The sequence below is a fragment of the Methylobacterium tarhaniae genome, assembly GCF_001043955.1.
In the GTDB taxonomy this organism is placed as follows: domain Bacteria; phylum Pseudomonadota; class Alphaproteobacteria; order Rhizobiales; family Beijerinckiaceae; genus Methylobacterium; species Methylobacterium tarhaniae.
In genome coordinates, this window is record NZ_LABZ01000037.1 from 67475 (window position 1) to 92601 (window position 25127).

General features: G+C 71.4%; 29 protein-coding genes and 1 pseudogene. 15 read left to right on the forward strand and 15 right to left on the reverse strand.

The features are described 5' to 3' along the window. Positions 1-216 precede the first annotated feature (216 nt). Together VQ03_RS06785 and VQ03_RS06790 are read right to left on the reverse strand one after the other, a co-directional pair. On the reverse strand, positions 217-603 hold the full coding sequence (locus VQ03_RS06785; RefSeq protein WP_048450113.1) for a phasin: 387 nt from the start codon (positions 601-603) through the stop codon (positions 217-219). A 133-nt stretch (positions 604-736) separates the two neighbouring features. After that, positions 737-1987: a pilus assembly protein gene (locus tag VQ03_RS06790; protein WP_048450114.1), complete on the reverse strand. Its 1251-nt coding sequence runs from the start codon at positions 1985-1987 to the stop codon at positions 737-739. 255 nt (positions 1988-2242) lie between these two features. Between VQ03_RS06790 and VQ03_RS06795 the strand changes: the two genes are divergently transcribed. Beyond that, complete coding sequence (locus VQ03_RS06795; protein WP_048450115.1) at positions 2243-2653, forward strand: hypothetical protein; 411 nt, start codon at positions 2243-2245, stop codon at positions 2651-2653. A gap of 255 nt (positions 2654-2908) precedes the next feature. Here the strand turns inward: VQ03_RS06795 and VQ03_RS06800 are convergent, their stop codons facing one another. From VQ03_RS06800 to VQ03_RS06810, 3 genes are all read right to left on the reverse strand, one after another. Further along, positions 2909-3256, reverse strand: a complete 348-nt coding sequence (locus VQ03_RS06800; protein WP_048450155.1) for a hypothetical protein — start codon at positions 3254-3256, stop codon at positions 2909-2911. Positions 3257-3603: 347 nt separating this feature from the next. Further along, the gene (locus tag VQ03_RS06805; protein WP_048450116.1) at positions 3604-4488 is read right to left on the reverse strand and encodes an HpcH/HpaI aldolase/citrate lyase family protein; all 885 of its coding nucleotides are present in this window, start codon (positions 4486-4488) and stop codon (positions 3604-3606) included. 156 nt (positions 4489-4644) lie between these two features. After that, the gene (locus VQ03_RS06810; RefSeq protein WP_048450117.1) at positions 4645-5535 is read right to left on the reverse strand and encodes an N-formylglutamate amidohydrolase; all 891 of its coding nucleotides are present in this window, start codon (positions 5533-5535) and stop codon (positions 4645-4647) included. A gap of 240 nt (positions 5536-5775) precedes the next feature. On the opposite strand from VQ03_RS06810, the gene cpdR reads away from it, so the two are divergent. The 4 genes from cpdR to VQ03_RS06830 all read left to right on the forward strand — a co-directional run bounded on the left by cpdR (position 5776) and on the right by VQ03_RS06830 (position 7943). Next, entirely contained in the window at positions 5776-6132 is a 357-nt protein-coding gene (gene cpdR, locus VQ03_RS06815) for a cell cycle two-component system response regulator CpdR (protein WP_048427828.1), read from the forward strand. A 70-nt stretch (positions 6133-6202) separates the two neighbouring features. After that, on the forward strand, positions 6203-6460 hold the full coding sequence (grxC, locus tag VQ03_RS06820) for a glutaredoxin 3 (protein ID WP_048450118.1): 258 nt from the start codon (positions 6203-6205) through the stop codon (positions 6458-6460). Between the two features lie 66 nt (positions 6461-6526). After that, entirely contained in the window at positions 6527-7366 is an 840-nt protein-coding gene (locus VQ03_RS06825) for a carbon-nitrogen hydrolase family protein (protein WP_048450119.1), read from the forward strand. A 97-nt stretch (positions 7367-7463) separates the two neighbouring features. After that, positions 7464-7943 carry a DUF1178 family protein gene (locus VQ03_RS06830; RefSeq protein ID WP_048450120.1) on the forward strand — a complete coding sequence of 160 codons (480 nt, stop codon included), beginning with the start codon at positions 7464-7466 and terminating at the stop codon, positions 7941-7943. Between the two features lie 21 nt (positions 7944-7964). Here the strand turns inward: VQ03_RS06830 and VQ03_RS06835 are convergent, their stop codons facing one another. Continuing rightward, positions 7965-10142 (reverse strand): cation:proton antiporter domain-containing protein, encoded by a 2178-nt coding sequence (locus tag VQ03_RS06835; RefSeq protein WP_048450121.1) that lies wholly within the window; start codon positions 10140-10142, stop codon positions 7965-7967. A gap of 158 nt (positions 10143-10300) precedes the next feature. Then, positions 10301-10594 (reverse strand): hypothetical protein, encoded by a 294-nt coding sequence (locus VQ03_RS34500; RefSeq protein ID WP_048450122.1) that lies wholly within the window; start codon positions 10592-10594, stop codon positions 10301-10303. A 167-nt stretch (positions 10595-10761) separates the two neighbouring features. Here VQ03_RS34500 and VQ03_RS06845 point away from each other — a divergent pair, with 167 nt between their 5' ends. After that, complete coding sequence (locus tag VQ03_RS06845) at positions 10762-11091, forward strand: hypothetical protein (RefSeq protein WP_048450123.1); 330 nt, start codon at positions 10762-10764, stop codon at positions 11089-11091. A 44-nt stretch (positions 11092-11135) separates the two neighbouring features. Here VQ03_RS06845 and VQ03_RS06850 read toward each other — a convergent pair whose 3' ends face one another. Both VQ03_RS06850 and VQ03_RS06855 read right to left on the reverse strand, forming a co-directional pair. After that, positions 11136-11663 (reverse strand): disulfide bond formation protein B, encoded by a 528-nt coding sequence (locus VQ03_RS06850; protein WP_048450124.1) that lies wholly within the window; start codon positions 11661-11663, stop codon positions 11136-11138. 10 nt (positions 11664-11673) lie between these two features. Next, on the reverse strand, positions 11674-12255 hold the full coding sequence (locus VQ03_RS06855; RefSeq protein ID WP_048450125.1) for a YqaA family protein: 582 nt from the start codon (positions 12253-12255) through the stop codon (positions 11674-11676). A gap of 315 nt (positions 12256-12570) precedes the next feature. On the opposite strand from VQ03_RS06855, the gene VQ03_RS06860 reads away from it, so the two are divergent. Next, positions 12571-12867 carry a hypothetical protein gene (locus tag VQ03_RS06860; protein ID WP_048450126.1) on the forward strand — a complete coding sequence of 99 codons (297 nt, stop codon included), beginning with the start codon at positions 12571-12573 and terminating at the stop codon, positions 12865-12867. A 265-nt stretch (positions 12868-13132) separates the two neighbouring features. On the opposite strand, the gene tyrS is transcribed toward VQ03_RS06860, so the two are convergent. After that, positions 13133-14407, reverse strand: coding sequence for a tyrosine--tRNA ligase (gene tyrS, locus VQ03_RS06865; RefSeq protein WP_048450127.1), 1275 nt, complete (start codon positions 14405-14407; stop codon positions 13133-13135). Positions 14408-14536: 129 nt separating this feature from the next. On the opposite strand from tyrS, the gene VQ03_RS06870 reads away from it, so the two are divergent. The 3 genes from VQ03_RS06870 to trhA all read left to right on the forward strand — a co-directional run bounded on the left by VQ03_RS06870 (position 14537) and on the right by trhA (position 17720). Further along, the gene (locus VQ03_RS06870; RefSeq protein WP_208605480.1) at positions 14537-15676 is read left to right on the forward strand and encodes an anhydro-N-acetylmuramic acid kinase; all 1140 of its coding nucleotides are present in this window, start codon (positions 14537-14539) and stop codon (positions 15674-15676) included. 131 nt (positions 15677-15807) lie between these two features. Continuing rightward, on the forward strand, positions 15808-16902 hold the full coding sequence (locus VQ03_RS06875; RefSeq protein ID WP_048450128.1) for a COX15/CtaA family protein: 1095 nt from the start codon (positions 15808-15810) through the stop codon (positions 16900-16902). A gap of 92 nt (positions 16903-16994) precedes the next feature. Next, positions 16995-17720 (forward strand): PAQR family membrane homeostasis protein TrhA, encoded by a 726-nt coding sequence (gene trhA, locus VQ03_RS06880; protein ID WP_048450129.1) that lies wholly within the window; start codon positions 16995-16997, stop codon positions 17718-17720. A 20-nt stretch (positions 17721-17740) separates the two neighbouring features. Here the strand turns inward: trhA and VQ03_RS31615 are convergent. Both VQ03_RS31615 and VQ03_RS06885 read right to left on the reverse strand, forming a co-directional pair. Further along, positions 17741-18192 (reverse strand): annotated as a pseudogene (locus VQ03_RS31615) (GNAT family N-acetyltransferase). Positions 18193-18207: 15 nt separating this feature from the next. Continuing rightward, on the reverse strand, positions 18208-18456 hold the full coding sequence (locus VQ03_RS06885; RefSeq protein ID WP_048450130.1) for a hypothetical protein: 249 nt from the start codon (positions 18454-18456) through the stop codon (positions 18208-18210). A gap of 254 nt (positions 18457-18710) precedes the next feature. Between VQ03_RS06885 and VQ03_RS06890 the strand changes: the two genes are divergently transcribed. Next, the gene (locus tag VQ03_RS06890) at positions 18711-18926 is read left to right on the forward strand and encodes a hypothetical protein (protein ID WP_048450131.1); all 216 of its coding nucleotides are present in this window, start codon (positions 18711-18713) and stop codon (positions 18924-18926) included. 33 nt (positions 18927-18959) lie between these two features. Here VQ03_RS06890 and VQ03_RS06895 read toward each other — a convergent pair whose 3' ends face one another. Then, a complete protein-coding gene (locus VQ03_RS06895; protein WP_048450132.1) occupies positions 18960-19451 on the reverse strand; it encodes a DUF192 domain-containing protein in 492 nt (163 codons plus the stop codon). Between the two features lie 121 nt (positions 19452-19572). Beyond that, on the reverse strand, positions 19573-20211 hold the full coding sequence (locus VQ03_RS06900) for a cold-shock protein (protein WP_048450133.1): 639 nt from the start codon (positions 20209-20211) through the stop codon (positions 19573-19575). Positions 20212-20467: 256 nt separating this feature from the next. Between VQ03_RS06900 and VQ03_RS06905 the strand changes: the two genes are divergently transcribed. Beyond that, positions 20468-21502, forward strand: coding sequence for a heparan-alpha-glucosaminide N-acetyltransferase (locus VQ03_RS06905; protein WP_048450134.1), 1035 nt, complete (start codon positions 20468-20470; stop codon positions 21500-21502). Positions 21503-21615: 113 nt separating this feature from the next. Here the strand turns inward: VQ03_RS06905 and efp are convergent, their stop codons facing one another. Then, complete coding sequence (gene efp / locus VQ03_RS06910; protein WP_048427843.1) at positions 21616-22185, reverse strand: elongation factor P; 570 nt, start codon at positions 22183-22185, stop codon at positions 21616-21618. Between the two features lie 154 nt (positions 22186-22339). Between efp and epmA the strand changes: the two genes are divergently transcribed. Genes epmA through VQ03_RS06925 form a run of 3 tightly spaced genes read left to right on the forward strand, consistent with a single transcriptional unit; the run spans position 22340 to position 25067 of the window. Next, entirely contained in the window at positions 22340-23407 is a 1068-nt protein-coding gene (gene epmA / locus VQ03_RS06915; protein WP_048450135.1) for an EF-P lysine aminoacylase EpmA, read from the forward strand. Continuing rightward, positions 23404-24474 (forward strand): lysine-2,3-aminomutase-like protein, encoded by a 1071-nt coding sequence (locus tag VQ03_RS06920; RefSeq protein WP_048450136.1) that lies wholly within the window; start codon positions 23404-23406, stop codon positions 24472-24474. Before epmA ends, VQ03_RS06920 begins: the two co-directional genes overlap by 4 nt. After that, positions 24450-25067 (forward strand): glutathione S-transferase family protein, encoded by a 618-nt coding sequence (locus VQ03_RS06925; RefSeq protein ID WP_048450137.1) that lies wholly within the window; start codon positions 24450-24452, stop codon positions 25065-25067. The genes VQ03_RS06920 and VQ03_RS06925 overlap by 25 nt, the downstream gene beginning before the upstream one ends. Positions 25068-25127 lie beyond the last annotated feature (60 nt).

Consider the following 25127-nt stretch of genomic DNA (forward strand, 5'->3'; position numbering starts at 1 on the left):
CGGGGCACCGGCAGGTCGGCGCGGGCGATGCCGCGCGGCCATCGGCGGCGCGAGGCGACGCGCCGCCGGTCTCGTCCTCTCGGCCCGCGGAGATGGGGAGCCTTGCCCCCAGGGCGGAATGCGCCGGAGCGGCGCCGACCGGCAGGGCCGAGATGGCCCGGCCGGGTCAGGGCGCCTGCAGGTCAAGGGCGAGGCAGGCCTCGCCACGACACGGGCTCAGGCCTTGGCCTGCGCCTTGGTGAGGTCCGCCTTGATCGACTCGGACAGGGTGGCGAACTCCTTCGCCTGGCTCTGCAGCGCGCTCATCTGGTTGCGCATGTACTCGCCCTGCAGCTCCAGCGCCTCCTTGACGTCGCGGGTGCGCACGAGCTTCTCGGCGAGGTCGAAGGTCGCGCTGGCGTGCTGCTCGGTATAGTCGAAGCCGCGGGCCACGGCCGCGCCCATGCCGGTCTGCGAGGTGCTGGTCGAGGACTGCACGGTCTCGGCGAGCTTGCGGGCGGAGCCCAGGAAGGTGCCGAACGCCGTGCGGACGTTCTGGACGCCCTTCTCGGCGAAGTCGCGCATCTCGGTCGGGATCTCGAAGGGCTTCTGGGTGCTGCTCATGGGCGTTGGCTCTGGCTCGTCGCTACGCGCGCCGCCCGCGATGATTTGTGCGACGCAGCAATCACGATGCTGCAATGCAACGCGCGAGTCAACCGCCGGCTCCGGCTCCGCCTTGCGGACGAGCGGGGCAGGGCTACTGCGTGAGCCTGAACTGGGCGATCGAGCTGCCGATGCTCTGGAACGCCGGCTTGAGGTCATTCGCCGAGATGACATTGTAGAAGAAGCCGTCCTTCGTCGCACACGACTTCAGCATGCTTGTATTCCCATCGATCACGCGCACCGTATAGATGGTGATCCCGGCACTCTTGGCGGCACTGCAGGCGGCGATCGTGCGGGCATCGATGCAGCTGGAGCTGCGCTCGAGCCGCCCTTTGCCCATGCAGACGCCGTCCCAGCGGTTGTCCGTATTCAAGCCGTCGGTCAGCACGATCATGATCTTGCTGACGCGGTCATCCGTGAGGCTCGCTGCGGCCTTGAGCGGACCGTAGGGCGTGAGGGCCTCCATGCCCCAGGCCACCCCGATGGTGACGTTGGTGTCGCCGCCCGCCGTCATGCTGTCGATGGCGGAAGCGAGCGCGGGATAGTTGGTGCTGAGCGGGCGGATCGCCGTCAGGGTCGGCTTGCCGTTCAATACGGAGACGCACTTGTCCGCCGGATAGGCGCCGGCGCCGCTGGGCTCGGCGTTGGGCAGCTGGACGTCGTAGGGCTGGTCGCGATCGATGATGCAGCCCTTCCACGTCTTCTCCGTGACGGTGCCGATCGCCTTGTAGCTGAGCCAGCTCGCGTCGGTGACGTCGGTGCCGAGGTTGACCTGGGTCGAGAAGGGGATCAGGGCGACCTTGGCGTCGTCGCGGTTCACCACGACCTTGTCGAGATAGCTCAGAAAGTCCTTCGCCGCCTGCTTCAGCGCCGGCAGCTTGCCGGAGCTGTTCATCGAGCCGGTATTGTCGAGCACCAGCGCGATCTCAAGCCGCTTGCCGCCGGACATCGCCTGCGACGAGCCGCTGACCTGGAGGGGGCCCGGATGCATCAGGCGCCCGAGGGTCATGTCCACCTGCGCGGTCGCGTTCACCGTCACCTGCGTGCCGGCACGGACCGGCGTGAAGCTCGTCACGATGACGCCCTTCTGGGTCGGGAAGCTCGCGTCGAAGAAGGCCCGGGCGCGGAGCCGGAAGTCGGCGTCGGTCTTCAGAGCCGGCAACTCGCGGATCACCGCCAGCACCGCCGCGTCGGTGGCGGTCTGGAGCTTCGCCCGAATTCCGGCGCTGCGGGCGTAATCCACGCCGGCCCCCACCAGGAAGGTCAGGGGGATCATCGCCAGGGCCAGGATCACCGCGACGCTGCCGCTTCGGTCGCGCCGGAACCGGTCGAACAGCCGCGTCATCGAAGGTCCGCCATCCCTTGCCGCTCGGCTTGCTCTAACGGGCAAGATTTAACAAAGCGGAGGTTAAGACTTCGCCGCCTGCATCCCGCGCCGTGCGGCCGGACAGGTCACAATCCGTTAAGGTTTCCGGCGACGAATCGCGGCAAGGAGGCGTTAACGAAGCCTCGGCATACTCGCAGGCAGTCGTGTTCCCGGGTTCGGGACATCCTCGGCCGCCCGTGAAGCGGCCCTACGAGTACCTGACGAGGACTGCCGATGCGCGCCCTGCGGTTCCGCCCCCATCCCGCCGCCCTCGCGGTCGGCATCCTCGGCCTCGGCACCCTGTCGGGCTGGGGCGCCTACGCCGTCTCCTCCTCGGACAAGACCGCCTTACGGGCCCAGATGGCGGCGGTCGAGGGCGAGCGCGACGCGCTCGCCGCACGCTTCAAGCAATTCCAGGACGTCGAGGCCGAGCTGCGCGACCGCCAGGCCAAGATCGCCGCGGCACGGGACGAGATCGCCCAGCTCGGCGCGACCCGCGACAAGGCCAAGGCGCAGCTGGCCACCACGCAGCGCGACCTCGCCTCCCTGACCAAGCGCCTCGACCAGGCGAAGGACAAGGTGACCCAGACCGGCAGCATCACGCCGGCGGCCACCGCCGAGGCGGCCAAGAAGCCCGCCCGCTAGAGCATCGTCCGACGAAGTGGATACCGGTTCGTCGTAGGAAATGCGGCACAATCGAAGGCCTAGAGCACTTCGCGATGGCAACGCGGTCGTGAAGTGCTCTGGAGGACGTCCGCTCACAGAGCCGGCGTGCCCGTGCCGCTCTCGATCTCTCCTTGAGATGCTGGAGATGACGGCGACCGAGGCCCTCCAGGCCTTCGAGGAAGGCGTCTTGGTCCGGCCGGCCGATCTTGAGACGGGCGACCCGTCCACGCAGGCTCAGGCCGGGACGAGTTCCGCCTCGTGCCGCGGATGCTGCAGCGCCGACTCGGCCTCGCGGCGCGACAGGCTCTCGACCAGGGCGGCCCAGCGCATGCCGACCTCGTGCCCGAGGGTGAGGCGGCCTGCCTCGTCGTAGCGGCGCCAGCCGCAGCGCGGCGCGCCGTCCGCCCCGACCTCGTCATAGGTCTCGTAGCGCGCCACCAAGCGGTCGAGCCGGTCGTATTCCCGGTGGAACCAGCAGATCCCGAAGACCCGGCCGCCGCGGCCGAGCATGCCGGCGCTCTCCAGCCGGTGCTCGCCCGGGATGCGGAAGATGGTCTCGAAGGCAGGAGGCGCGCAACGCATCGGGATCTCCATCGCGGGACTGTCGAGGGAGTGGCGCCGAGAAGCGGGAGGGCGCCAAGTCGAGGACGCGAACAAGTCGAGGACGCGAACAAGTCGAGGACGCGAACAAGTCGAGGACGCGAACAAGTCGAGGACGCGAACAAGTCGAGGACGCGAACAAGTCGAGGACGCGAGAACGAGGTCGCCGGGCGGAGCCGGAGGCCGGCGCGATCCGGGAGAGTGTCCCCGGAGATCGCGCAACGGTTATTTCTATACAATTTGTGCGCTGCAACCGCCCGGAGGTCAAGCCCGGGGCGGTGCGCAGGACCCCAGGCGGATTGACGGCTCCGGTCGGCCGGCGGCGCCGATCACTGACCCCGGGCGGCGATCGCCTCGGCCCAGGCGACGGAGCGGCGGGCCATCGGGATGTGCTGGCGCTCGAACATGCGGCCGTTGATCTGGATCGCACCGCGCTTGGCGTTCTCGGGCCGCTCGAAGGCCTCGATCACGCTGCGGGCGACCGCGACCTCGTCCTCGGTCGGCGCGAAGGCGGCGTTGGCGAGCGGCACCTGGCTCGGATGGATCAGCGTCTTGCCGTCGAAGCCGAGGATGCGGGCCTGCTCGCATTCCTGGCGGCAGCCGTCGAGGTCGGAGAAGTTGTTGTAGACGCCGTCCAGGATCGTCAGGCCCTCGGAGCGAGCCCCGGCGAGGGCTGTCATCAGCCAGGGCATCATCGGGGCCCGGCCGGGCACGATCTGCGTCCAGGTGTCCTTGGCGAGGTCGTTGGTGCCCAGCACGAAGCAGCTGAGCCGGGTGCCCGGGTTGCGCCGGGCCGCGGCGATCGCCTGGATGTTGAGGATCGCCGCCGGGGTCTCGATCATCGCCCAGATCCTGATCTCCGGCGGCGCGTCGAGGGCCTCCAGCCGGTCGGCGATGTTCTCGAGCACCGCCGGGGAGGAGACCTTCGGCATCAGGATCGCGTCGGGCCGGGCCTCGATCGCCGCCCGCAGGTCGGCCTCGCCCCAGGGCGTCTGGGGGGCGTTGACCCGGATGATCAGCTCGCGCTCGCCGTAACCGCCCTGGCGCACCGCGGCGCAGACCTGCTCGCGCGCCACCTCCTTGGCGTCGGGGGCGACCGCGTCCTCGAGGTCGAGGATCAGCGCGTCCGCCGCGAGCGTGCGCGCCTTCTCGAGGGCGCGCTGGTTGGAGCCCGGCATGTAGAGCACGCTGCGGCGGAGGCGGAGGTCGATCATCGCGGGGTTCCCTTGCGGTTGCCTCCTGCTTACGGCAGCGCGCAATTGCGTTGCAACATACGAAGCGGCAGGCGTCGGGCAAAGGCTTGGGCCGTGATGTCCCGGCCCCGCTCTCCCCGGTCCGGACCCGGACCGGGGGAGGGAGCGTCCCGCGGCCTACTCGGCGGCGATGCGCCGGGGGCCGAGGTCGAGGGCGGCGTGGCCGAGGGTCTCCGCCACCGCCGTCAGGATGCGCGACAACGCCTCGAAGCCGGGCCGGGGCAGGAGCTTGCGCTCGTCCATGTAGAGGGCCCGGTTGACCTCGATCTGGAGGGCGTGCCGGCCGAGCGCCGGCTCGCCGTAATGCTCGGTGATGAAGCCGCCCGCATAGGGCTTGTTGCGCACCACCCGCAGGCCGTGGCCGCGGAACGCGGCTTCCGCGCAGTCGATCAGGTCCGGCCCGCAGGCGGTGCCGAAGCGGTCGCCGAGCACCACGTCGACGGTCGGGCCGTCGTCCCGGGCGAGGCTGGTCGATGGCATCGAGTGGCAGTCGATCAGGACCGCGTGGCCGAAGGTCCGAGCGGTGCGCGCCACCAGCTCCTTCAGGGTGCGGTGGTAGGGCTTGTACAGGTCCTCGACCCGCGCCAGCGCCTCCTCGACGGGCAGGCGGGTGCGATAGATCTCCTGGCCGTCCGCGACCACCCGCGGCACCGTGCCGAGACCGCCCGCGACCCGCATCGAGCGGACATTGGCGAAGGGCGGCAGGCGCCCGTCGAACATCCGCGGGTCGAGCTCGTAGGGCTCGCGGTTCACGTCGAGATAGGCCCGCGGGAAGGTGGCCTGCATCAGCGGCGCGCCCAGGGAGACGACCGGGGCGTAGAGCCGGTCGACGAAGGCATCCTCCGAGCGGCGCAGGGCCACCGCGTCGAGCCGGGAGGCCGCGACGAACGAGGCCGGGTAGACCGCCCCCGAATGGCCGGTGTTGTAGACGAACGGCAGGGTCTGCCGCTCCGGCTCGTCCACCCGGAAGGGCGGCGTGAACAGGCTGGCGGGGGGAACCTGGCTCATCCGGTCGCCCGGGGAAGGGGGGCGGCAGCTGAAACGGGACGCGATCGCACCTTCATCCGGCTAATCTGGCGCCCCGGCCCGGACCTGTCCACTGCCGCGAGGGGGTCGGCGCGCCCGAGAATCCGGGGAGCGGGAATCCCGTGGGGAAACCGCTCCGGCCCCGGCGGCGTCAACCCTCTGTTTACCACGCGGCCGCTTTATGGAATGAACGCTCCGAATCGATATCCGGGACTTTCGTTCATGAAGATCCTCCTCGCGGAAGACGACAACGACATGCGTCGCTTCCTCGCCAAGGCGCTCCAGAACGCGGGCTACGACGTGGCCTCGTTCGATAACGGGCTTTCGGCCTACAATCGCCTGCGCGAGGAGCCGTTCGAGCTCCTCCTCACCGACATCGTGATGCCCGAGATGGACGGCATCGAGCTGGCGCGCCGCGCCACCGAGCTCGACCCCGACATCAAGGTGATGTTCATCACCGGCTTCGCCGCGGTGGCGCTCAACCCGGATTCGAAGGCCCCGAAGGACGCCAAGGTCCTGTCGAAGCCGTTCCACCTGCGTGAGCTCGTCACGGAAGTCGAGAAGCTGATGGCGGCCTGAAGGCCGCCGCTGGCGCGACCGCCTCCGGACACCTATATCGGGCCCTCCCGAGCGTTGCGCGAGCCGACGGATGCAGCCGGTCACGATCTACACCACCAGCTGGTGCCCCTACTGCGCCGCGGCCAAGTCGCTGCTGCAGGAGAAGGGCGCCGCCTTCACCGAGATCGACGTCGAGGCCAAGGCGGGCGCGCGCCGCGAGATGATCGACAAGGCCGGCGGGCGCACCAGCGTGCCGCAGATCTTCGTCGGCGCGACCCATGTCGGCGGCTGCGACGACCTCTACGCCCTCGACCGCGCCGGCCGCCTCGACCCGCTGCTGGCCGGCTGACCTCTGGCGGGGCCCGGCCGTTCCGGCGTAAGCTCGCGTGAGTTCGCGCCCGGAGTCCCGACGCCCATGACCGCCTCCCGCTTCGTCGCCGCCTGCGTGCAGATGCGCTCCGGCCGCGACCCTGCGCGCAACCGCGACGCCGCCGTGGCGGGTATCCGCGAGGCGGCGGAACGCGGGGCGCATTACGTCCAGACGCCCGAGATGACCTCGCTCCTCGAGCGCGACCGGGCGAGCCTGTTCGAGAAGATCCGCGCGCCCGAGGACGATTCGACCCTCGGCGCCCTGCGCGACGTCGCCCGCGAGCGCGGCGTCGTCGTCCATGTCGGGTCGCTGGCCGTGAAGAACGGCGACAAGGTCGCCAACCGCGCCTTCGTGATCGACCGCGACGGCGCGATCACGGCGGCCTACGACAAGCTCCACCTCTACGACGTGGATCTTCCGAACGGCGAGAGCTACCGGGAATCGGCCACCTATACGGGCGGCGCCCGGGCCGTCGTCACCGACCTGCCCTGGGGCCGGCTCGGCGTCGCGATCTGCTACGACGTGCGCTTCCCGGCCCTCTACCGGGCTCTCGCCGAGGCCGGGGCCGAGATCCTGTCGGCGCCCGCCGCCTTCACCCGCCAGACCGGCGAGGCGCATTGGCACGTGCTGCAGCGCGCCCGGGCGATCGAGACCGGCTCGTTCATGATCTCGGCCGCGCAGGGCGGCCGGCACGAGGACGGGCGCGAGACCTACGGCCATTCCCTCATCGTCGATCCCTGGGGGCGGGTGCTGGCCGAAGCCGACGGCAACGAGCCGGGGGTGATCGTGGCGGAGATCGACATGGCCCTCGTGACCGATGCGCGGGCCCGCATCCCGGCCCTGCGCCACGCCCGCCCGGTGGTGGTCGAGGCCGCCCGCGCCTGAGGGGCGGCATTCCCGCAGGTCAGAATTTCCGTCACAACGGGGTCCGCGGCGTCGGAGCCTCTCGCAACGGCGCCCGAGCCCACCGATATCCATCCTCATGATCCGCTACGCCCTCTCCTGCGATTCCGGCCACAGCTTCGAGAGCTGGTTCCCGTCGAGCGACTCCTACGACGAGCAGGCGAAGGCCGGGCTCGTGACCTGCCCGTTCTGCAACAGCCCGAAAGTGGCCAAGCAGATCATGGCGCCGTCGCTGGGTCGTACCGCGGCCCTGCCGGCCCCGGTCGAGGCGCCCGGCACCCCGGCGCCCGCGGCACCGGCTCCCGCCGAGGCGCCGGTCAGCCTGGTCTCCGAGCCCGAGCGGCAGCTGCGCGCGATGATCCGCGCCCTGCACGAGCACGTCGCCCGAACCGCCGACCATGTCGGCGAGAACTTCGCGGCGGAAGCGCGGCGAATGCATTACGGCGAGATCGAGCAGCGGGCGATCTACGGCGAGGCGAGCCTCAACGACGCGCGCGCGCTCCTGGAGGAGGGCATCGCGGTGCAGCCGCTGCCGTCCTTGCCCGACGACCGCAACTGATCGTCAGCTCGCCAGAAATCGTCAGCTCGCCAGGAACAACACCGAGCGGTCCGCGGCCTCCAGCACCGTCTCGGCCAGCGGCCCGAACGCCGCGCCCCCGCCGGCGCGGCGGGTGACCCCCATCACGATCAGGTCGTGGTCGCCGGCCCGGGCCTGGTGCAGGATTTCCCGCTCCGGCATCCGCGCGGCGCGCACCTCCGTCCGAACCCGCAGCCCGGCCTGCTCGGCGAGGTCGAGCACCTCGCGCAGGGCGCTCGCATCGGCCTGGCGCAGGCCCGAGAGGCGGTGCCGCGTAACCGCCGTCTCGGCCAGGAACAGCACCGTCAGCGGCGCACCCGCGCCGCGGGCCAGGGTGACGGCGACCTCGGCGCCGCGGCGGGCGGCCCGGGTGCCGTCGACCACCGCCAGGACCGAGAGGGCGGCGCGCTCAGGGTCTGTGCGGTGCGCGCCCCGCGCCGCCGCGATGGCGAGCGGCCCGTCGAACCGCTTCGCCGCACCGGCCACCGCGTCGGCGAGGCCGCCCTCCGGCGCCACGGTGGGGTCGATCCCGACGATGAGGAGGTCGTAGCCCTTGGCGGCCTCCTCGCCCACGGCCTCGGCGGCCGGTGCCTCGCGGGCGAGTTCGGTGACGTCCACGGCGCCGGCCTCTCCCGCCCGCGCGCCCTCCGCCGCCTCCGTCACCGCACCCGACAGCACGGCCTCGTCCGTCGCCGGCCCGAGCCGGACCACCGTCACCGGCATGCCACGCGACCCGGCGACGAGACCGGCGATCCGGGCGGCGAAGCGACCCTTCGGGCCGTCATCGGCGGCGACGAGCAGGCGCTCGAGATGGGCGACGAAGCCCTGCTCCTCCGCCGCCTCGCGCTCCAGCCGCTCCTTCTCCTCGCCCTTCAGGGGCAGGCGGTGCAGCGCCCAGCGCAAGCTCGGCGGCATCGCCAGGGTGGTGATCAGCGCCATCGCGACGATCATGGTGAACAGGTCCTGGCTCAGCGCCCCCATGCCGAGCCCGATCGAGGCGACGATCACCTCGGTCGAGCCGCGGGCGTTCATGCCGCAGGCGAGCGCCAGGGATTCCGCCCGCCGCAAGCCGCCGATCCGCCCGCCCGCGAAGGCGCCGGCGAACTTGCCGAGGCTCGCGATGGCGATGAGCCCGAAGGTGAGGAGCAGCAGGCGCGGGTCGCGCAGGATGGTGAGGTCGGCGCTGAGACCCGCGAGCCCGAAGAAGATCGGCGCGAACAGCGCGGTGACGACGCCGCGCAGCTGCTCGTCGATGCGCCGCGTCAGGATCGGCGACTGGCCGACGAGAAGGCCGGCCACGAAGGCGCCGAGCACCGTGTGCACGCCGATACCCTGCGTGATCAGCGCCAGCACGCCCATCAGCACCAGGATCGCGGTGATCACCGCGGCCTCGCTGCGCAGCGAGTCGTTGGCCCAGCGGATCAGCCAGAAGACGAGGCGGCGTCCGACCGTGAGGCTGACGCCCAGGAAGACCAGGGTGCCGGCGAGGCTGCGGCCGAGTTCCCAGGGGTCGATGGTGCCGGCCTGCGCGAGGCTGAGGATGACCGCGATGATCACCCAGCCGATCGTGTCGTCGATGATCGCCGAAGCGACGATCACCTGGCCGACATTGCGGCGCAGGAAATTCATCTCGCGCACCACCATTGCGACGATCTTGACCGAGGAGATCGCCAGCGCCGTGCCGAGGAAGAGCGAGGTGACGAGGCGCAGGTCCGGCCGCGGCAGCATCGCATCGGGCAGGAACTCGCCGAGGAGGAAGCCGCAGGCGAACGGCACCGCGACGCCGGTGACCGAGACACTGAGCGCCGCGCGCCGGACCTTGCGCACCAGGGCGAGGTCGGTCTCCATCCCGGTCATCAGCAGGAGGAGCAGGATGCCGAGCTGGGCGATGCCGTCGAGCAGCGCCTTCTGATCGCGCCCGGGCGGGAACAGCCAATGCTGTGCCTCAGGCCACAGCGCGCCGAGGAAGGAGGGTCCGAGCAGGATGCCGGCGAGAAGCTGGCCCATCACCGCGGGCTGCCCGATCCGCAGCATGGCCTCGCCGAGCAGGCGCCCGACGGCGAGAAGCAGCACGATCTGGACGAGGAGCACGACCTCGGACGGGCCTCCGCCGGAACCGATCCCGGCGGCCTGCGCGGCGCCGGCGGCGAGGAGCGCCAGGGCGATGAGCGCGGGCCTCACGCGATGGGCCCGCCGGACCGGTCCTGGGGGGAGGGCGCCATGGCGCGGGTATCGGATCCTCTCGCTGCGTGCGAGCGACAACCGGGGGGCGCTGGTCGGGTTCCTGCGCGCCGGATTTTCGCATGCCGGGCGCTTGAAACGGTCGAAGATCGGAACGATCACAGAGCGGGGGCGAGCGGGCGTCCGGGCCGGCGGCGGCGAAGGGGCGGACAGGATCCGGCGCTCCGTCGGCGCGGCAGGCGCGGCCGCTCGTCGATGACGGGCTCCGCCTCGACCTCCGGGCCGGCCGCCCGCGTCCGGCGATCGAGCCGGACCACGACTTGCGCCGCCACCCCGGCGCTCGTCAGGCCGACGATCATCGCGGCGAGCCCCGCCGCCGCGATGCCGGCCTGGCTGAGCCAGATCCCCGCCATCATCGCCCCGCCGATCGCCGCCGTCATGGTCAAGAACATCCATCGTCTCCCGCGTGCCGGGGGGAAGTCGTCAAGCCCTGCCAGGTTCGCGCCGCTCGGCGGGTTTGGTGTGCAGATCCTGAACGGCATCATCGAAAAGCCGAGGGGATCATTAAGGGATCGGCGCCTAGGCTCCGCGATGGTCAACCGTTCCTGAGTATCCGACCGTGTCCCTGCGTTCCCATCTCACCCTCGCGACGATCGGTGCCCTCGGCTTCGCCACGGTGTGCGCCGTCTGCTCGGCGCAGCTCGAGCGCGAGCCGCCCCGCCCGCAGGTCCTCGTCGCCGCGGCGAAGCCCGCGCCCCTCGACGAGCCGGTCACCACCGGCTCGATCGTACCGACGCCGCCCGCCGCGAAGGTCGCCCGGCTGGCGAAGGTCGAGCCCAAGCCCGAGCCGAAGAAGGAAGCGAAGGCGAAGAAGGCCGATCCGGCCCTCGATTCCGAGCGCCTGGCCGCGCTGCTCGCCGAGCCGACGGTGCTGAAGCCGAAGCGCTGATCCGTCGTGCGGTGTCCGAACGACCGCTCGGGAACCGGCTCGACTCAGGCGCCGCGCGGGCTCGCGACGCGGCGCAGCGCCCGCACGGCGGCGGTGCCGGCGAGGCCCGCGAGCGCGAGGGCGATCAAGGCGTTGTAGCCGGCGAGCGAGATCCCGAGGAAGCGCCAGGCCGCCGCGGTGCAATCCACCGGGCGGGTGGTCTCGAGGGACTTGAGGAAGTCGTTGACGCCGGCCGGCGCCGGACCGGCGCCACCGCCGCAATCGCTCGGGCCGGGCCAGAAGCCCCATTCGGCCCCGGCATGGTAGGCACCGAGCCCGGCTCCGACCAGGAAGATCAGCGCCACCAGCCCCAGCAGCCCGCCCGCGAGGCGGCGCGGCAGCAGCAAGGCGGCGGCGAGCAGCGGAAGGGCGAGGTAGTAGGGCTGGCGCTCGGTCAGGCAGAGCTTGCACGGCACGTAGCCGAAGACGTGCTGGAAGATCAGCGCACCGCCCACCGTGGCGGCCGCCCCGACGAGCGCCAGCAGGGCGGCCGGCCGAGGCGCCGTGAGCCGTGCGGCGAGGGCGTGAGCCATGGTCATGCCTTCAGAACAGGTAGCGGAAGCCGACGAAGCCGAGCACGCCGACCGCCACGAAGACCGCCGCCACCGCGTTCAGGTGCCGGTCGAGGACGGTGCGGATGCCGACACCGTAGCGGCCGACGAGCCCGGCCAGGATGAAGAACCGGGCGCCGCGGGTGATCAGCGACAGCACGATGAACCAGAACAGGTCGTAGCCGGCGAAGCCCGACGTGATGGTGACGAGCTTGTAGGGGATCGGGGTGAGGCCCTTCAGCAGGATCACCCAGTGGCCGTAATGCGCATAGGCCTCCCGGAAGGCGTCGGCCCCCTTGTCGAGCCCGTAGAGGTGGAACAGCCAGGCGCCGACCGAATCGTACAGCAACGCCCCGATGGCGTAGCCGGCGATGCCGCCCGCCACCGAGGTCAGCGTCGCGATGAGGGCGTAGGTCCAGGCCTTCTCGGGCCGGGTCACCGCCATCGGCACCAGCATCACGTCCGGCGGGATGGGGAAGAAGGAACTCTCCGCGAAGGAGACCGCGCCGAGCGCGTAGGGGGCCGAGGGGCGCGCGGCGAGCGCGAGGATCCACTCGTAGAGGCGGCGCAGCATTGGTCTGGGAGAGCCCGTCTGGGATGAGGTCCGCGCCCTTTGAGCACAGGATTGCGGCGCTGGCGAGGGCGCCGACGGCACAGCGCCGAAGGGCTGGAGGCTCCGTCGCCGGGATCATGCACGACGCAGAGATCTCGGCCGATCCGCCTCATCCCGGTCTGGGTGCATAGTCCGGATGAGAGGAGAAACCCGGCCGAAAGGATTAAGCCTCATCACCGAGACGGGTTTCTGCTTGACGACACTGCCCGGTTCCGTCCGATCCGCGCCACGATTGCCGATCATGATTCGAACCGCATTCCACCGAGGCCCCGCGTGATGTCGCCCCTGCATTCGTCCTTCATCCTCGCCCTGCTGCTCGCCGGTACCGCCCCGGCCGCCGCGGACGACCTCGTCGCGCGCTGGCAGCGGGCCGATGCGGCCTGCGCCCTTCCGGCTTCGCCGCTCGCCGACCAGGCCTGCGAGGACCGCGCCCGCTACGCCACGGCCCTGAGCCGCCAGGGCTGGTGCGAGTCGCGCGCCGGGGGCGCCTACGAGCATTGGGGCTGGCAGCGCTGCGCCCCCACCGCGACGGCGCGGGCAATGCCGCGGCGCCGGCCCCGGCCGCACGCCTGATCTTTCCCGCAAATGGAGGATGCGCCGCCCTCCGGGGCGGTTGTAGGCTCCGGATCTCTGGACCTCGACTTCGCGCCCCGCCCGGCCCCCGCCGCGGCGGGGCTTCTCTCGTGGGCACCTCCCAACCCTCCCCCTCTGCGGGGGAGGGCGGCCTGCGGAGCAGGCCGGGAGAGGGGCGCCGCGTCCGGAGAGGTCGCGACCCTTCTGAAAGGGCGCCACGTCCGGCGCCGTCGCGCCGCCCTCCGAAGCGAGCGGTAGGACTTCCCTACACCACCCGCAGCAGCACGTGCTTCTTGCGGCCGAAGGACAGCTTCACCACGCCCTCCGGCGTCACGTCGCCGGTGCCGATCACCGCGCGCTCGTCGGTGACGGGCGCGTCGTTGACCTTGAGGCCTCCGCTCTTCACCTGGCGCCGCGCCTCGCTGGTCGAGGGGACGAGCGCGGCATGATCGGGCCCGAAGGCCGAGAGCACGCCGAGGCCGGACTCGATCACCGCGCGCGGGACCTCGACGCTCGGCAGGCTCTGGGCGAGCGCCCCCTCCTCGAAGGTGCGCCGCGCCGTCTCGGCGGCGCCCGAAGCCGCCTCGCGGCCGTGCAGCAGGGCGGTGGCCTCCGTCGCCAGCACCTTCTTGGCCTCGTTGATCTCCTGGCCGCCCAAGGCTTCGAGCCGCGCCACCTCGTCGAGGGGCATCAGGGTGAACAGGCGCAGGAAGCGGCCGACATCCGCATCCTCGGTGTTGCGCCAGAACTGCCAGTAATCGTAGGGGCTGAGCATGTCCGGGTTGAGCCAGACCGCGCCCGAGGCGGTCTTGCCCATCTTGGCGCCGGACGCCGTGGTCATCAGCGGGCAGGTCAGGGCGTGGAGCTGCGGCGTGCCGAGGCGCCGGCCGAGATCGATGCCGGTGACGATGTTGCCCCACTGGTCCGAGCCGCCCATCTGCAGCGTCACGCCGTAGCGGCGGTTCAGCTCGACGAAGTCGTAGGCCTGCAGGATCATGTAGTTGAATTCCAGGAACGACAACTCCTGGTCGCGCTCCAGCCGCAGCCGCACGCTGTCCATCGACAGCATCCGGTTGACCGAGAAGTGCCGGCCGATCTCACGCAGCATCTCGATGTAGTTGAGCGTGGTCAGCCACTCGGCGTTGTCGGCCATCAGCGCGGCGTTGGCGCCCGTGCCGAAGTCGAGGAAGCGCGAGAACGTCTTGCCGATCTCGGTCTTGTTGGCCTCGATCTGGTCGAGCGTCAGGATCTTGCGGCTCTCGTCGCGGCCCGACGGATCGCCGACCCGGGTGGTGCCGCCGCCCATCAGCGCCACCGGCTTGCCGCCGGTCGCCTGGAGCCAGTGCAGCATCATGATCGAGAGCAGGTGGCCGATATGCAGCGACGGCGCCGTGCAATCGTAGCCGACATAGGCCGTCAGCCGGCCCTCGCGGGCGGCCTCGTCCACGCCCGCGAAATCGGAGCATTGATGGACGTAGCCGCGCTCGATGAGGACGCGGAGGAAGTCGGAACGCGGCGCGAAGTCGGTGGGCGCGGCCATGGAACTCTCGATCAGTCTCGCGGGTGGGCGACAGCGCGACAGCGCGGCGCCGCCATGCTAGCTCCGTCGGATTCGGAACGGGTCGGTCCATAGCAAAGCCGGCCCCGAAAGGCACGGGGGCGATTCGGGATGACGATGCGGCGGGCGATCGGGCTGATGAGCGGCACCTCCCTCGACGGCGTCGATGTCGCCTTGATCGAGACCGACGGCGAGACGATCCGGGTCGAGCGCAGCCATAACGGCTACCTCGAGCCGCTGGGGCCGACGGGCTACCGCGCCTATTCCGACGACGACCGGGCGCTGCTGCGCCAGGCCCTGATCGATGCCGAGGCGGTGACCGAGCGCAGCGAGCGCCCGGGCTGCTTGAGGGAGGCCGAGGAGCTGGTGACCCGGCTCCACGCCGAGGCGGTCGAGAACTTCCTCTCCGAGAACGGCCTGACCGCCGCCGATATCGACGTGATCGGCTTCCACGGCCAGACCGTGGTGCACCGACCCGACCAGAAGATGAGCGTGCAGATCGGCGACGGCCGGGCGCTCAGTCGCCGCCTCGGCATCAAGGTCGTGTCGGACCTGCGCCACGCCGACATCGAGGCGGGCGGGCAGGGGGCGCCGCTGGTGCCGGTCTTCCACCGGGCGCTGGCCCAGGCCTCGGGCTTCGCCGACAGCCTCGGCATCCTCAATATCGGGGGCGTGGCCAACGCCACGCTGATCGCCCGCGACGGCCGGATCCTCGCCTTCGATACCGGGCCCGGCAACGCGCTGATCGACGACTGGATGCGCGAGCGCACCGGCCACGCCCTCGACGATAACGGCCGCACCGCGGCCCGCGGCCGGCCCGACGAGCCGCTGCTGGCCTGGCTGCTGATCCACCCGTTCTTCTCGCGCCGACCGCCGAAATCGCTCGACCGGAACTGGTTCTCGCACAAGCTCGCCGGCCAGCTCTCGACCGAGGACGGCGCCGCGACCCTCACCGCCTTCACCGCCCGGGCCGTCGCCCGCGCCCTCGACCACGCCTCCGACCCGCCGACCCGCTGGATCGTCGCCGGGGGCGGGGCCCGCAACGGCGAGTTGCTGCGCCAGCTCAACTACCATCTGCGCGCCGAGATCACGACCGCCGACGCGATCGGCTGGTCCTCCGCCTTCCTGGAGGCGCAGGCCTTCGCCTACCTGGCGGTGCGCTCACTGGAGGGCCTGCCGATCACCTTCCCGTCGACAACGGGCGTGAGCCAGGCGATCAGCGGCGGCGTGCTGGCGCATCCGGGGGAGTGACTTCCGCAGCGCCGCGTGACGCGAAGGCAAGCCCGAACGGGCGCCAGCAGGGCGGAGGATGCCGGCCCAACGGGCCGGTGCGGCACCGCAGGGCGTTGCATGACGCCTGCCACCGCCGCTAAGCGGGCGCCATGAGCAGCACGTCCACCCTCAGCCTCGCCCCCGCCACGGCGCCCACCACCGCGGCGTCCCGGTCCCGCCGCGCCGTGCGGACCTGGCTCTTCGTCATGGCCGCCCTGGTGGTGGCGATGGTGGCGGTCGGCGGTGCGACCCGGCTGACCGGCTCCGGACTGTCGATCACCGAATGGAAGCCGGTGACCGGCGCGATCCCGCCGCTCTCAGGTCAAGCCTGGGCGCAGGAATTCGCCAAGTACCAGGCGACGCCGCAATACAAGCTGCTCAACCAGGGCATGACCCTGTCGGAGTTCCAGTTCATCTATGCTTGGGAATGGGGCCATCGCCTGCTCGGCCGGCTGATCGGCCTGGCGTTCTTCCTGCCGCTGCTGGTCTTCTGGTGGCGCGGCCAGCTCGACCGGCGCCTGTCCCTGAGCCTCCTCGGCCTCGGCGTGCTCGGTGGGCTGCAGGGGGCGGTGGGCTGGATCATGGTCGCCTCCGGCCTCCAGCCCGGCATGACCGCGGTGGCGCCGGTCAAGCTCGCCCTGCACCTGACGCTGGCGAGCGCGATCTATGCGGGCCTCGTCTGGCTCGCCACCGGCCTCGATCGCAAGCGCGACGAGATCGTGCCGGCGCGGCTCTCGCGGACCGCCCTCGTCCTGATGGCCCTGGTGCTGGTGCAGATCGCGCTGGGCGGCCTCGTCGCCGGCTCGAAGGCGGGGCTGACCTACAACACCTGGCCGCTGATGGATGGTGGACTCGTTCCCGGCGGGCTGTTCGCCGGCACGCCCTGGATCGAGAACTTCGTCGACAACGTCGCCCTGGTGCAGTTCAACCACAGGCTGACCGCCTACGCGCTCCTGGCGCTCGCGGCGTTCCACGCCGTCGATGCGCGTCGCACCCTGCCGGGCACCGGCGCGGCGCGGCGGGCCACCGCGCTCCTCGGCCTCGTCGCCGCCCAGGCGGCGCTCGGCATCGTCACGCTGTTGCTGGTGGTGCCGCTCTGGGCCGGTCTCGCCCATCAGGTCGCCGCCATGCTGGTGCTCGGCATGGCGAGCGCCCATGCCCGGCTCTGCCGGGCGCCCGCTCGGGCGGGTTTACGGGCGACCTGAGTGTCGCGGGAACGTTCGTCCCACGTTCATGCTTCCGCTTTAACCTCGATCAACCGGGAGGCCGTCTCCCGGAGTCGCGGAGCGGAGGCCCGATGTCTGTGCAGGAGCCGGCCCTGGACGTGCCCTCAGCCCTGAACGCGCAGTTCGCGCCCGACGGGCGTCCCTTGAGCCTCGCCTGGACCTACACGCCCCGAGAATTGATGGCGGACGGCGTCGTCCACGTGGTCGGCGTGAGCCTGGGCGTGGTTGGCGCCCTGGCGCTGACGATCAGCGCCGCCCTCTCGAACCTCGCCGTCGCCGAGAAGGTCGCGGTCGGCGTCTACGCCGCCGGCCTCGTGGCGATGCTGAGCACGTCGGCGGCCTACAACATGTGGCCGGTCGGCCGGCTGAAATGGCGCCTGCGCCGGGCCGACCACGCCACCATCTTCCTGATGATCGCCGGCACCTACACGCCGCTCGTCACCCTCGTCGGCACCGACAGCTTCGCCTTCGGGCTCCTCGCCGGGATCTGGCTCGTGGCGGTGGCGGGCGCCGCCGTGAAGCTGACGCTCCCCGGGCGCTTCGACCGGCTGGCGATCGCGCTCTACCTCGCGCTGGGCTGGAGCGGCATCATGGCCTACGAGTCGGTCATCGCCGCCCTGTCGCCGCCGGCCCTGTGGCTGCTCGGCGCCGGCGGCCTGCTCTACTCGCTGGGTGTCATCTTCCACGTCTGGCGGCAACTCCCGTTCCAGAACGCGATCTGGCACGGCTTCGTGCTGGCCGCCGCCGCCTGCCATTACGGCGCGGTGTTCCGCAGCGTGCTCGACGTGGGGGCATGACGGTAAGGGGGCCCGAGCGATCAGCCTCCCGGCGGCACCGGGATATCGAAGTGTGCACGTCCTCGCGCATGCCGAGCCCGGCATAGAGCGCGAGGGCGGCCTCGTCGCCCGGATCGGCCTGGACGAAGATCACGGATCCGCCGCAGATGGTCCCGAGATGCGCGATCAGAGCCGTGGCGATGCCCTGGCGCCGGTGCGGCGCATCGACGGCGAGGTCGTAGATGTACACCTCGCGGCGCGCCTGCTCGATCTTGTCGAGGGCATAGGCCACGAGACCGCCCAAAACCGCCTCCTCCGCGAGGGCGGCCAGCACGAAGACGTGCTCCTTCGCCAGCAGGTCCGCCAGGTACGCGTCGCCGGGCGGCGCATCGCCATAGGTGCCGGGATCCCCGAAGGCCCGGCCGAACAGCCGGTTGAGGTCACGCAGCAGGGCGATGTCGGCGGGGGCGAGGCGGCGAACGGAGACGGCCATCGACGGCGGCGCAGGTCAGAACGGCGTATAATCCCCGCCATCCGTGATGGTGTCCAGCGCCCGCTCGATCGACGTCACGGCATCCAGAACCATCTGCACCGTGCGCTCGGCCTCCGTGCGCGGCCGGCCGAGGGCGGCGGCGCGGGCGCCGATGTCGTGCAGCTGCTCGGCGATCGTCACCAGGTCGGAGACGACCGCCGCGGTGGCGCGGGCGGCGGCATCGGGCGCCGGGCGCGGGCGCAGCAGGGGAACGACGTTGCTCATCGGCCCGGACTGTCGCGCAAAGCTCGGGACTCCGCCAGCCGGAGAATCGCAGCCCTCCACACATTCCGCACGGCGCGGCGCGGGAGGCACAGGGACGGGGTCTTCACGGCAGGGCGCCCGTCCCAGGACACGCCTCCCAGGACACGCCTCCCAGGACACACTTGGCCGGGAACCGACCGGCGGCGGCGTCACCGCCTTGACGGGCGGGTGGGAGCCGGGCACCCCGGCTCGATTGTCAGAGCCAGGATCTCCCCATGCGTCTCCTTCGTGTCGCCGCGGCGCTCACCCTCGCGGGCCTCGCCGCCGCCTGCACCAGCAGCAACGACCCGCGCGGCAGCGGCCTCGCCGAGACCTTCGACACCAAGAACTACGTGCGCTCGAACGACACCAACGGGACGCAGCGCCGGCCCGACGTGAACCGCGCCTTCACCCAGCCGTCGATCCCGAGCATCTCGAATCGCGGCTTCTGAGGCGGTGTCCCGGCGGCGTGCGCCGCCGGGCCTTCAGCGCCCGCGGAACAGCGGGTGCTCGACCTTGTCGCCCGGATGCAGCCCCAGGCGCGCGGCCGTGCCGGCATTGAGTTCGAGCACGCCGAGCACCGGCTCCCCGGACGGGATGGTGCGGGTCGAGAGCGGCTCGGTATCCGTGGCGATGCGCGCCACCGTGCCGTCGGCACGGATGAACAGCATGTCGAGCGGCAGGTAGGTGTTCTTCATCCACATCGCCACCGGGGCGGTGCGCTCGAAGTCGAACAGCATACCGCGATCCGGCGCCATCTTGCGGCGGAACATCAGGCCTTGGGCGCGCCCGGCATCGTCGCGCATCACCTCGACCTGGAAGGTGTGGCGGCCGGAGCGCGAGGCGATGGTCAGCGGTTCGAACGGGCCGTCGGCGAAAGCGGGCGAGGACGCCAGCGCCGGCAGGATCAGGACGACGAGCGCGGCGAGGAGCCGGCGGGATGGGGCCGCAAGGGGCCGTGCGAAGCGGAGCGACATGAGGCTGAGCTAGCGCATTCTGCGGCGAAAGGGATGGGGGCGCCGCCGCCGGAAACACAGGCGAATCGAAAATGCCGCGGCGCGCCGAACACCGGGGCGCGCCGCCCCCGGCGGCGGGCTTCTAGTGGGAGGAGGGCGGTCCCGCGCCGACGCTCGCCTCGGTCAGGAGGCGCACCTCGGCCGCCATCAGGCCCTTGGAGCCGTCGCCGTAGCGCACCATGACGTGCTCGCCGGGCTTCAGCTCGGCGATGCCGTAGCGCCGCAGCGTCTCCATGTGGACGAAGATGTCCGGCGTGCCGTCGCCGCGGCTCAGGAAGCCGAAGCCGCGCAGGCGGTTGAACCACTTCACCACCGCAGTCTCGAGCCCGCTGGTCGGCACCACGGTGACATGGGTGCGCGGCATCGGCAGCTCGGCCGGATGGGTCGCGGTCGATTGGTCGAGGGAGATCACCCGGAAGGCCTGCCAGCCGCGCGGACGCTGCACCGCCTCGACCACGATCCGGGCACCCTCGCTGGCGCTCTGGTGACCGTCGCGGCGCAGGCAGGTGACATGAAGCAGCACGTCGGGCGCGCCGCTATCCGGCACGATGAAGCCGAAGCCCTTCGCGACGTCGAACCACTTGATCCGGCCGCTGACCTCGACGAGCTCGGTCGGGCGTTCCGCCGCCGCGTCGAGCCCGGGCCGGGAGTCGCGCGCGCTCTCCACGAACGCGCCCACCGGTCGTTCCCCGGCGAGGCCTGAACCGAACTCGTCCGACATCGTAAGCAACCCACTCGAATCGCGTCGCGCGCTTCACCGGCAGATTAACAAAGTCATGACTTCGGGGAAGCCCAAATCGGCCGAGTTGAGACGGTCGACCCGCCTGTCCTGGCCGATTTCGCCGGTTCGGCGCGCATTCTGCAATCCGGAGAGGCATCCATCGAGGAAAACCGCCGAGGGTTGCAGCTTCGACGGCGATCCTTCTCGCCTCTGCGCGTTTTCGCCGCAGATGCGGGCATGGGCGCCGGGCTCGGCTATGACGGCGCCTCAGCACCGCTCCGGAGATCCCGCGATTCAGAACCCGCCCCCTCCCACCGCGCCGGCCCGGCGCCTCGCGGTCATCGATCTCGCCCGCGGCGTCGCGCTCCTGGCGATGGCGCTCTATCACCTGACCTGGGACCTCGGCTTCCTGCGTCTGACGCCCGAGAACGCCGCCCTGTCGCCCCTGGGCCGGGCCGCGGCGCACGGCATCGCGGCGAGCTTCCTGATGCTGGTCGGGGTGAGCCTCGTCCTGGCGCAGGGCCGGAAGTCGGGGTGGTGGCGTTCCTACCTGGCCCGGCTCGGGCGCATCGCCCTGGCGGCGGGGGCGATCTCGCTCGCCACCTCCTGGCTGTTCCCCGATTCGTGGATCTTCTTCGGCATCCTGCACTGCATCGCCTTGTCGAGCGTGCTGGCGCTGCCGGCGCTGAAGGCGCCCCTGCCGCTGGTGGGCCTCGCCGCCGCCCTCGTCCTCGCCGGGCCGACCCTGGCCGCCCGCGCGGGATCGCCGGGTTTCCTCGATGCGCCGGGGCTGCTCTTCCTCGGGCTCGGCGCGACCGTGCCGACGACGAACGACTATGTGCCGCTCTTTCCCTGGTTCGGCTTCGTGCTCGCGGGAATAGGGCTCGGCCGGATCGGGCTGCCGCGTCTCGCGGCCTCGCGGGCGGGCGCCTGGGCGCCGCGCGGTGGTGCCGGGCGGCTCGCGACGGCGGCCGGGCGGCACAGCCTCGCGGTCTACCTCCTGCATCAGCCGCTGCTGCTCGGGCTGCTCTACGGGGTGGCGGCCGTCACAGGGCCGCATCCGCGGGCGGGGGAGGGGCAGTTCCTGCGCGAGTATCGGGCGAATTGCGAGTCTTATGCAATGCAGCCTGCAATTTGCCGCATCGCGGCGCGCTGTTCTCTCGTGCGGTTGCACGACCAAGGGCTGTGGCAGCGGAACCTGCGCGGATCCTTGACTCTGCCAGACCAAGCCACGGCGACCGGCATCTACCAAGAATGCTTGAAGGCTGCTCTCGGCGAGCAAGGCCGGTGAGCCGTTCACCGTCTCTGTCCTATCCACGACCTCATCCTGAGGCCGTGGATAGGGCACAAGGAATGCGGGAAGCCGGCGGCCATCGGTGAGGGCCCCGGCCTCGACCCGTCAGATCAGTCCTTGGCGCGCTCGACGTAGGAGCCGTCCGCCGTCATCACGACGATGCGGGTGCCGGTGCCGATATGCGGCGGGACCAGGGTGCGCACGCCGTTCGAGAGCGTGGCGGGCTTGTAGGACGACGAGGCGGTCTGGCCCTTGGTGACCGGCTCGGTATCCGTCACTTCGAGGGTGACGCGCTGGGGCAGCTCGAGCGCCAGCGGCACGCCGTTATGGGTCGAGAGCATCACGGCCATACCCTCCTGGAGATAGGGCGCCATGTCGCCGATCACGTCCTCCGGCACGGCGAGCTGCTCGTAGGATTCCGGGTTCATGAAGTGGAACCCTTCGCCGTCGCTGTACAGGAAGGTGTGCTCCCGGTCCTCGACATAGGCGCGCTCGACCTGCTCGGTGGTGCGGTAGCGCTCCGAGACCTTCACGCCGTCGGTGATCCGGCGCATGTCGAGCTGGGTGACCGGGGTGCCCTTGCCGGGATGGATGTTCTCGGCGGAGAGGATCACGTAGAGCCGGCCGTCCTTGTCGACGACGTTGCCTTTGCGGAGAGAACTGGCGATGACCTTCGGCACGGGGCGAATCCTGGACTGGAAGCGTTGACAGAGAGCGGCGGCGTCCGCCAAGCCGCGGGCGTCGCGCGCCGCGCCGGCAGAGGATGCCTTCGGCCCGCCCTATCGCATCTCAGGCGCGACCGCCAGTCGCCCGCCACCCGATGACACTCGACCCATGACCTCTGCCTCGCCCTGGTGGGCCCCCCACGTCCATGCCGACCGCCGGCCGCGGCTGATCGTCCGCAACCGCATCGCCGCCGCCCTGCGCGGCTGGTTCGCCGCCCGCGATTTCGTCGAGGTCGGGGCCGCCATCCTCCAGGTCTCGCCCGGCAACGAGGCGCATCTCTCGGCCTTCGCCACCACGGCGATCGGGCCGGACGGGGCGGAACACCCGCTCTACCTGCACACCTCGCCGGAATTCGCCTGCAAGAAGCTGCTCGCGGCGGGCGAGACGCGGCTGTTCAGCCTCGGGCCGGTCTACCGCAACCGCGAGCGCGGCGCGCTGCACCACCCGGAATTCACCATGCTCGAATGGTACCGGGCGGGGGAGACCTATGACAGCCTGATGCGGGACTGCGCCGCCTTCCTGGCGCTCGCCGCCGAGACGGCCGGCACCAAGACCTTCACCTGGCGCGGGATCGAGGCCGACCCCTTCGCCGAGCCGGAGCGGCTGACCGTGGCGGAGGCCTTCCAGCGCCATGCCGGCATCGACCTCCTGGCGACGGTGGCGCCGGACGCGGGCACGGACCGGGCGGGGCTCGCCGCCGCGCTGAGCGAGGCCGGCATCCGCACCGCGCCGGACGACACCTGGGCCGACCTGTTCAGCCGGGTCATGGTCGAGCGGGTCGAGCCGGCCCTCGGCCGCGGCCGGGCGACGATCCTGTGCGAGTACCCGATCCCGGAAGCCGCCTTGGCCCGGCCGAGCCCCGCCGATCCGCGGGTGGCGGAGCGGTTCGAGTTCTATTGCTGCGGCGTCGAGCTCGCCAACGCCTTCGGCGAACTGACCGATCCGGCCGAGCAGCGCCGCCGCTTCTCCGCCGAGATGGACGAGAAGGAGCGCGTCTACGGCGAGCGCTACCCCCTCGACGAGGATTTCTTGAGCGCCCTCGGGCAGATGCCCGAGGCGAGCGGCATCGCCCTCGGCTTCGACCGCCTCGTCGTGCTGGCGACCGGCGCCCGGCGGATCGAGGACGTGATCTGGACGCCCGTCGCCGAGTATCCCCGTGGCGAGGGAATGCGGTGAGCGGGGCGATCCGCAATGCGGGCGATCTCGCGGCGCGCAGGCTCGTGCCGGCGGAGCGGCTGCCGGCCCTCGAACGGGTGGCGGCGCGCTACGCCGTCGCGATCACCCCGGACATCGCCGAGCTGATCGCCGATCCGGATGACGCCATTGGCCGGCAATTCGTGCCGCGGGCCGAGGAGCTGGTCACCAGCCCGGAAGAGCGGGCCGACCCGATCGGCGACGAGGCGCACGCGCCGGTCCCCGGCATCGTCCACCGCTACCCCGACCGGGTGCTGCTGAAGCCCCTCCACGTCTGCCCGGTCTATTGCCGCTTCTGCTTCCGCCGCGAGGTGGTGGGGCCGGACGGGCAGGGCAGCCTCACGGAGTCCGAACTCGACGCGGCCCTCGCCTACATCGCCGGCCATCCGGAGATCTGGGAGGTGGTGGTCACCGGCGGCGATCCGCTGGTGCTCTCGCCCCGGCGCCTCGGCCGCATCGCCGCCGCGCTGAAGGACATCCCGCATGTGCGGGTGCTGCGGCTCCATACCCGCGTGCCGGTGGTCGATCCGGGCCGAGTCGATGCCGCGCTGGTCGCGGCGCTGAAAAGCTTCGAGGGCGCGGTGTTCGTGGCGCTCCACGCCAACCATCCGCGGGAATTCTCTGGAAGCGCCCGCGCGGCGATCGCGCGCCTCGTCGATGCCGGCATCCCGATGGTGAGCCAGTCGGTGCTGCTGGCCGGAATCAACGACGATCCCGAGACCCTCGCCGCCCTGATGCGGGCCTTCGTCGAGAACCGGATCAAGCCCTATTACCTGCATCACGGCGACCTCGCCCCGGGCACCGGCCACCTGCGCACCACCCTCGATCACGGCCAGGACCTGATGCGCGGGTTGCGCGGCCGGGTGTCCGGCCTGGCGCAGCCGACCTACGTCCTCGACATCCCGGGCGGATACGGCAAGGTGCCGGTGGGACCCGGCTACCTGGCGGGCGGGCCCGCGGGCTGGACCGTCACCGACCCGCAGGGCGCGACCCACGCCTACCCGCCGAAACAGGAGGACACGCCATGCGCAGGCTCTGGGGACGGCTGAGTTCCGTCAACGTGCAGAAGGCGGTGTGGGGCCTGGAGGAACTGGACCTGCCTTACGAGCGGGTCGAGGCCGGCGGCGCCTTCGGGCGGGTACGCGAGCCGGATTACCTGGTTCTCAACCCCAACGGCCTCGTGCCGGTGATGGAGGAGGACGGCTTCGTCCTCTGGGAATCCAACGCGATCCTGCGCTACCTCGCCCGCGGCCATGGGGCGGGCGGCCTATGGCCGGAGGATCCGCGCGAGGCGGCCCTGGTCGACCAGTGGCTCGACTGGCAGGCGACCCGCTTCACGCCCGCGACCCGGGACGCGTTCTGGCAGACCGTCCGCACCCCGCCGGAGCAACGCGACCAGGCGGTGATCGACCGGTCGGTCGCGGCCTCGGAGGAATGCGCGGCGATCCTCGACGCGCATCTGATGGGCCGCGCCTACGCGGTCGGCGACCGCTTCACCGCCGCCGACATCGCCCTCGGCGCCGCCACCCACCGCTGGCTCCACCTCGACGTGCCCCGCATCGAGCGGCCGGCCCTGCGGGCCTGGTACGACCGGCTCGGGGCGCGGCCGGCGGCCGCGGTGGCGCTGCCGGCCCTGAGCTGAGCCGCAGGGCCATGCGCTGGCGGCGTGGCCGCCCGGCCCCGGATCGGCTAGGTCTCGATT